The sequence below is a fragment of the Mesorhizobium sp. M7A.F.Ca.CA.001.10.2.1 genome (assembly GCF_003998575.1).
GTDB lineage: Bacteria > Pseudomonadota > Alphaproteobacteria > Rhizobiales > Rhizobiaceae > Mesorhizobium.
This window is the reverse complement of sequence record NZ_RZQY01000319.1, coordinates 1-6,599: the sequence shown is the minus strand read 5'-3', so window position 1 is coordinate 6,599 and position 6,599 is coordinate 1. Positions and strand designations below refer to the sequence as shown.

Sequence of the window (6,599 nt, the reverse complement as noted above, 5' to 3'; positions counted from 1 at the left end):
GGCAGGCAGCCCGCCGCCAATGCCCTCGGCCGGCAAGCTTGGGGTCAGAGCCGGCAAGGCGCTGGCGCGGCGGATCGTCCAGAAGATCTATCACCTTTGCTACAACGCGCCGCATTGGAAGGTCGGCTGGCGGCAAACCGGGGGCTCCGATCTGTTCGACCTGCGTGCCCATCCGGCGTCGGGTTGGCAAGAGCTGCCGGACGATGGCAGCCGCTTCTACGCCGATCCGTTTCCCATCCTCTACCAGGGCCAGCTGACCCTGTTCGTCGAGGACTATATCCACCGGCTCGGCAAAGCCATCATCTCCGCCGTGCCCTTCGGCCCGGCAGGCCCGCTCGGACGACCTGAACCGGTGCTGGATCTGCCCTACCATCTCTCCTACCCCTTCGTCTTCGAGCGCGACGGCGAGGTCTGGATGGTGCCGGAAAGCTGCGCCAACGGCACCGTCGATCTCTACCGGGCCACCGCCTTCCCCGGTGGATGGGTCAAGGAGGCGACGCTTCTGTCCGGTGTCGTGGCCAGCGACGCCACGCTTGTCGAGCATGGCGGCGCCTGGTGGCTGTTCGCCACCGTCCGCGACGGTGGCGGCGCCTTCTCCGACGCGCTGCACCTATGGTCGGCGCCGAATTTTCGCGGCCCCTGGACGCCGCATCCCAAAAATCCCGTGCTGATCGACATTGCCTCGGCGCGGCCGGCCGGCCGCATGGTCAGGCGCGGCAACGACCTGCTGCGCCCGGTGCAGGACTGCCGCAGGAGCTATGGCGCGGCGCTTGGCATCGCACGCATTTCTCACCTTGATTTGATCGGCATGGAGCAGGTCGTTGAAACCATCTTAAATCCAGGTGCGCTATGGAGCGGGCGTAAACTTCACACGCTCAACGAGGCTGGCGGCTTTGAGTTCATCGATGGCTCGGCGATCGCACCGCGCTGGAAGCAGCGGACCCGCGATTAACCTAAACATTGGTTACTACCAGGCACGCGCTCCGGTTGCTTGCGGTTGATTTAGCTCCGGAAGATATTTTCTACCGGAGATTGTGAAACGTGCAGTTGCCACCAGAAAGGGCAGCAAAATGAGTATCTCAGAGGCTGGCCCGGCCCAAGTCGATGTGGCGATCGTCGGCGCCGGAATGGCCGGCACCACCTTGGCAATGCTGTTGGGACAAGCCGGGCGCAAGGTGGCGCTGATTGATCCGCACCGCGTCCACCACGAGGAATTCCGGGCCGAGAAGATCGGCATGGATCAGATGCTTCTGTTCGAAAAGCTCGGCCTCGATGCGACACTCAAGAGCCTCGTCACCTCGACGACCGACACGCATATCTTCCGCCTCGGCCAGTTCTTCGCGCATGAGAAGAAGGCTGAATTCACATTCTCCTATGGCGCGTTGATCAATGGCCTGCGCGACGCCTTGCCTGCGCAAGTACCGCTGACGGTCGGCAAGGTGACCGAGGTCTCGACTGGACCGGACCGGCAGCGGCTTGTGCTGGCCGACGGCGCCGTCATCGATGCCCGCCTGCTGGTGGTTGCAACCGGCCACGGCGAGGCGGTGCGGCGCGCCGTCGGCGTCGAGCGTATCGAGCAATCGAAGGCGCATTCACTGTCGATGGGATTCGACCTCGCCATCTCCCCGCGTGATTTCGGTCATCAGTCCGTCACCTGCTACAGCAGGCGGGCTGCCGACCGTATCGCCTACATCAGCATCTTTCCCCTCGGCGACAAGATGCGGGCGAACATGTTCGGCTATCGGCAAGTGGCCGAGCCGTGGACGCGGGCGTTTCGCCAGGAACCGCAAAAGATGCTCTGCGAGCTGATGCCCGAAATAGCGGCGCGATGCGGCAACTTCGAAGTCGCAAGTCCTGTCGAGGTCAGGCAGATCAGCCTGAGCACCACGCAAGGCCATCGCCGCGACGGGGTCATCTTCATCGGCGATGCTTTCTGTACCACGTGTCCAACACCGGGCGTCGGCATCGGCCGGGTGATGACCGACGTCGATCAGCTCCATTCGGTTCACATTCCGCAATGGCTCGAAACACCAGGCATGGCGGCTGACAAGATCAACGCCTTCTATGACGACCCGGTCAAGGTGGCTGCCGATGAGGATGGCATGCGGGTGAGTTACTATGCCAAGTCGATCACCGCCGGCACCGGACTGGAATGGCGCGCAAGGCGCTTGCGCAACAACACCGCGCGCCGGCTGATGATCATCGGCCGCAAGGTCCGGCATTTGGGACAGCGGCGGGTGCCCATGGCCAATATGCAATAGGGCGCGACCAGTCGCGCCCTATCGATTGCCAATATTGATTGCCTTATAAGGCGAATGCGTCAGACGCCAACCGCTCAGGTTGCCGTCGACGGAGGTGCCGATGGGGTAGTCTGGGCCGTGACGCCCGAAAGCCTGTCGCGCTTCTGCAAGGTTGGTTTCTCGTATTTCTTCACTGTAAAGTGCCCTCCAAATTGGTACGGCGCCAGCAGAACCAATTCCCTGCCCCGTGTCAATTGCGTCATTACTGGTTCTTACGTCGTCTCCTCGCCATCGTAGTCAAACGATTCTTCACTGTTGCATTGCCGGCACATATCGGCTCCAACAGGACACCTCATCCCAGCGCCAATCCCGCTCTACTCGCCTCCCCGCGCGATGTTGTAAATCGTTTCATCCAGGGTATTTTGGCCATCGGAACAGAGGGAATAGTCATGTCCAACAGCGCCTTGCCGCTGGTTATCAGTGCGCCGGAACCACGCACGCTGGAGCTGATCTTCACAGCCCGGCAGCTGGCGCGGCTCAAGGCGCACTATCGCATTGTCGAGACGACCGCTGACGGCGTCGCGAAACTGCCGGCCGACGTGCTGGCCGAGGCGCGCTACATCATCGGCCAGCCGCCCATATCGCCCGAAACGCTCGACCGGATGAAGGCGCTGCGCTGCGTCTTCAATGTCGAGACCAACCTCATCAACAACATGCCCTACGAGACCTTGTTCGCGCGCGGTATCCATGTCGTCACCACCGGCCTGGTGTTCGCCGAGCCGGTCGCAGAGCTTGGCCTTGCCATGGCGCTCAACCTCGCCCGCGACATCGTCGATGCCGACCTCGCCTTCCGCCAGGGACAGGAACTGTGGGGCGGCGACGGCAACCAGACGGCGCGGCTCCTGTCCGGCGCGGATGTCGGGATCATCGGTTTCGGCGATCTCGGCCGGGCGCTGAACCGGCTGCTGTCGGGCTTCCGCACCCGCACCAAAGTCTTCGATCCCTGGCTGCCGCCATCGATCCTCATCGACAATGGCGTCGAGCCGGCCTCTCTCGACGAGGTGCTGTCGACCAGCGACTTCATCTTCGTCGTTGCCTCGGTGACCAGCGAGAACCAGGGTTTTCTCGGTGCCGAGGCCTTTGCCGGCATGCGCAAGGGCGCCGCCTTCATCCTGCTCAGCCGCGCCGGCGTGGTGGACTTCCCGGCGCTGATGGCGGCGGTGAAGAGCGGCCACATCGTCGCCGCCAGCGACGTTTTCCCCGAAGAACCGCTGGCGCGGGACCATCCGGTGCGCACCCTGCCCGGCTTTCTGCGCTCGGCTCACCGTGCCGGCGCGCTCGACATCGCCTTCAAGCGCATGGGCGATATGGTGCTGGAGGACATGGACCTGATCGACCGCGGCCTGCCGCCGCTGCGCTCCAAGCGCGCCGAGCGCGAGACGGTTTCGCGCATGCGTTCCAAGCCGGCCGACAGGAATTGAGGCGTGGGTTTTCGTCCCGGTTGGCCGGCCCTCGACAAGGTCGGCTTGACAAGGGCGCGGCCGGCGATGACGCTGCCGCAATCGAACTTTGCGGAGGGAGGCCATGAACATGAAGAAGCTCTATGAAAAGCCGATGCTGCTCAAACGGCAGAAACTCTCCGCCGTGACGGCGCAGCAAGCCAATTCAGGCGTAATAGGCCCGACAGGCCCGGCAGGCTGACACCTCGCGGCATCCAATGAAGGTTAGCATCGGACGCACCCGGGGCGGGCGGTACGGCAGCCGCTCCAGGCGCAGCTTCAGTGTCCACGGCTGCTCTTCGCCCTGCGGGCGACCGCTTCCATAAAAGAGCGGGCGGCAGCGTCACAAGCCGTTCTGGACGGTCCGTTCGCGGACAGCACGACCTCCGCGGCCTTCCGCGACATGCCGTATTTCCGGGCGAAGACCGCAGCGTCGTAAGGTTCGTTTTCGGCTACCGGTGCCGCGGACGTGATCCTGGCTTTGGTCATTGGCGCGTCCGCCGGAAACTCTCAAGCAACTCGCCTTCATTGCGGCAGCCATTCTGAAATAGCGAAAACACCGTGGCCGCCAGAAGCTGCACGTCCGACTCTCCCGACATGCGATTGAGTTTGCGCTCCAGGCAGACCCGATCGAAGACGCGCTGGCACAGCTGCAGATCGGAAGGATGGAAACCAGGATTGCGCTTATGAAGGCTCGACATAAGAAGCCCCTTTCGGAGCAGCGACCACTTCCTTGACGCTGTGGGTCAAAAAATGAAATCGGGCTGAGCAAGAGTCAACATCGGCCTTCATCACAGTAAGTATCGTACAATTCTCCCGCCGCTCTGCCCCACTTTTCGAACGGTTCTCGGGCCCGGCGCGACATGGCGCCTTTGTCATTAGCCGGCGGATTTCATCGACCCTCACCGTGATCCGGCGCTCTCATGAAATATGTCGGTTTTGTACCAAGTGGCGCTTGGTACGTTTCCGACACTAACATTCAGGCCGATCTTTTCATATGCGAACGGGCGTTGGGGGGCGCCGTGCTTCGAATTTCATATCGCATTGATATCTTTCTTCGTTCAGAGCCCCTATACATAGGCGATCGTCCGTACGTTTTTACGGGCACGGACGGCTGGGAGATTGGATGGCTCTTGCCCTGCATTGGGCCACGCCATGTCTGATCTCACCAAATACCGAAATCAGCTGCTGCGGCGCATGCCTGCGGATGATCTGGCGTTGCTCGAGCCGCACATGCAGCGCTGCGACTTGCCGCTACGCATGATGCTGGTGACCCCGAATATTCCGATCGAGGCCGTCTACTTCATCGAACAGGGCATCGGTTCGGTGGTCGCCAGCACCGCGAGCGGCCAAGAGGCCGAAGTGGGCTTCATCGGCTTCGAGGGCATGACGGGATATTCCCTGGTGATGGGCGACGACCGTGCGCCGCATGCCTGTTATGTCCAACTCGAAGGCGAAGCGATCCGCATCGAAGCCGGCGCTTTCAAGGCAGCATTGGCGGCAAGTGCAACCTTGCGCATGTTCCTGCTGCGCTTCGTCAACGCGCTACAGACCCAGGCCGGCTGCACCGCGCTCGTCAACGCGCGGCTGAAGCTCGAGGAGCGGCTGGCGCGCTGGCTGCTCATGTGCGACGACCGCGTGCCCGGCGAACATCTCGCCATCACCCACGAATTCCTGGCCATCATGCTTGGTGTCAGGCGGCCAGGCGTCACCGTCGCCCTCCAACTGCTTGAAGGCCGCGCGTTGATCCGCTCGCGTCGGGGCGAGATCGTCATTCGCGACCGCGCCGGACTGCTGGAACTCGCCAATGGCAGTTACGGCGAAGCCGAGGCCGAATATACAAGGCTGATCGGCGAGATCGGCGCGGCCTGATCAGGAGCGGTTGCCGCATCCGGCTTGCCCGATGTCGCTTTGCCGGGCGGTGCCGCACCGCCTTTAAATGCGCCCCGGCCAATCGGCCCATCCCCGTCGATCGGTCCATCCTTGGCTATCGGCAACCCGGCATGCTCCAGACTTGCAAGCTTGCACTTCGTCTGTTCGGCCGCCGCTCCCACAAGGCAGTCGATGGTGAACATGGCACCGGCGTGATCGCTGGCCGCGACCGCCTGGCGGATCTTCGTCAATTGCGCTTGCGTGTAGTCCAGAAGCTCGACCAGGCCGGTATGATCCAAACCGCCCTCCATTGCAGGATGTCGAGAGGCCGATCTCAGGTCGCTCTTGCCATCGAAATACGCCCATTTACACGGCTTGCATAGCCGGACTGTCAGAATCGTACAGTCTACGCGCCACCGGGTCGTTGCCTATTGGCCAAAGGTCCATCTTCGCGCCGCCGCCACGGCATGCAACTGTATATAAGCAATCGCTTGAATACTGGTCCGTACGTCTGTCGGGGAGATGTCGTGCCAATTCGCGAGAATCTCGCCGCCAATCTCAGGCGGCTGGTCCAACGCCACGCTTCCGTCAGCGCGGTGTGCCGTGAGCTTGGCATCAATCGCACCCAGTTCGAGCGCTATCTGCAAGGCAAGGCGGTTCCCAACAAAGCCACCGCAAGGCTGATCTGCGACTATTTCAAGATCGATGAGAATGAGCTGTATCGTGAGCCGGCCGCCGCGGCAGCCAAGAGCGACGGCAACGCAACGCTGCGCCAGGCCCTGTACGAAAACATGGTGCGGCCGCCGTCGCCCGCCATCGCCGGAGGCACATATTTCACCTATTTTTCGATGCCCGGCCGACCCGACTTTTTGATGCGCTCGGTCACCTTCGTGCGGCGCGAGGCCGATCTCGTCACCTTCAGGCGGGTGACGCGCTGGGCTTCGGGCGATGGCCGGGGTGGCTCGAGAATACCCGGCAACCATTACGG

At 62.4% G+C, this 6,599-nt stretch carries 7 protein-coding genes and 1 pseudogene; 6 read left to right on the top strand and 2 right to left on the bottom strand.

Going from position 1 to position 6,599, the window contains the following annotated elements:
• The 4 genes and pseudogenes from EN964_RS20150 to EN964_RS20135 form a co-directional block, all read left to right on the top strand.
• Nucleotides 1-952, top strand: a pseudogene (locus EN964_RS20150) (formyl transferase); the annotation flags it as partial.
• 118 nt (nucleotides 953-1,070) lie between these two features.
• The gene (locus EN964_RS20145; RefSeq protein ID WP_127272563.1) at nucleotides 1,071-2,261 is read left to right on the top strand and encodes an NAD(P)/FAD-dependent oxidoreductase; all 1,191 of its coding nucleotides are present in this window, start codon (nucleotides 1,071-1,073) and stop codon (nucleotides 2,259-2,261) included.
• Between the two features lie 428 nt (nucleotides 2,262-2,689).
• A complete protein-coding gene (locus tag EN964_RS20140) occupies nucleotides 2,690-3,721 on the top strand; it encodes a hydroxyacid dehydrogenase (protein WP_127273721.1) in 1,032 nt (343 codons plus the stop codon).
• 103 nt (nucleotides 3,722-3,824) lie between these two features.
• Nucleotides 3,825-3,941: a putative RiPP precursor gene (locus EN964_RS20135; protein WP_306245655.1), complete on the top strand. Its 117-nt coding sequence runs from the start codon at nucleotides 3,825-3,827 to the stop codon at nucleotides 3,939-3,941.
• A 283-nt stretch (nucleotides 3,942-4,224) separates the two neighbouring features.
• On the opposite strand, the gene EN964_RS20125 is transcribed toward EN964_RS20135, so the two are convergent.
• On the bottom strand, nucleotides 4,225-4,440 hold the full coding sequence (locus EN964_RS20125; RefSeq protein WP_127272601.1) for a hypothetical protein: 216 nt from the start codon (nucleotides 4,438-4,440) through the stop codon (nucleotides 4,225-4,227).
• A 454-nt stretch (nucleotides 4,441-4,894) separates the two neighbouring features.
• Here EN964_RS20125 and EN964_RS20120 point away from each other — a divergent pair, with 454 nt between their 5' ends.
• On the top strand, nucleotides 4,895-5,611 hold the full coding sequence (locus tag EN964_RS20120) for a Crp/Fnr family transcriptional regulator (RefSeq protein ID WP_127272600.1): 717 nt from the start codon (nucleotides 4,895-4,897) through the stop codon (nucleotides 5,609-5,611).
• Here EN964_RS20120 and EN964_RS20115 read toward each other — a convergent pair.
• On the bottom strand, nucleotides 5,554-5,910 hold the full coding sequence (locus EN964_RS20115) for a hypothetical protein (RefSeq protein ID WP_164749118.1): 357 nt from the start codon (nucleotides 5,908-5,910) through the stop codon (nucleotides 5,554-5,556). The two genes, EN964_RS20120 and EN964_RS20115, sit on opposite strands and share 58 nt — an antisense overlap.
• Before the next feature lie 228 nt (nucleotides 5,911-6,138).
• Here EN964_RS20115 and EN964_RS20110 point away from each other — a divergent pair.
• On the top strand, nucleotides 6,139-6,599 hold a 461-nt coding region (locus EN964_RS20110; RefSeq protein WP_164775899.1), incomplete at its 3' end, for a helix-turn-helix transcriptional regulator.

Excerpts from the sequence above, each read along its gene's own strand:
- EN964_RS20135 (WP_306245655.1), top strand. The coding sequence starts at position 3,825 with ATGAACATGAAGAAGCTCTATGAAAAGCCGATGCTGCTCAAACGGCAG.
- EN964_RS20120 (WP_127272600.1), top strand. The coding sequence starts at position 4,895 with ATGTCTGATCTCACCAAATACCGAAATCAGCTGCTGCGGCGCATGCCT.
- EN964_RS20140 (WP_127273721.1), top strand. The coding sequence starts at position 2,690 with ATGTCCAACAGCGCCTTGCCGCTGGTTATCAGTGCGCCGGAACCACGC.
- EN964_RS20145 (WP_127272563.1), top strand. The coding sequence starts at position 1,071 with ATGAGTATCTCAGAGGCTGGCCCGGCCCAAGTCGATGTGGCGATCGTC.
- EN964_RS20125 (WP_127272601.1), bottom strand. The coding sequence starts at position 4,440 with ATGTCGAGCCTTCATAAGCGCAATCCTGGTTTCCATCCTTCCGATCTG.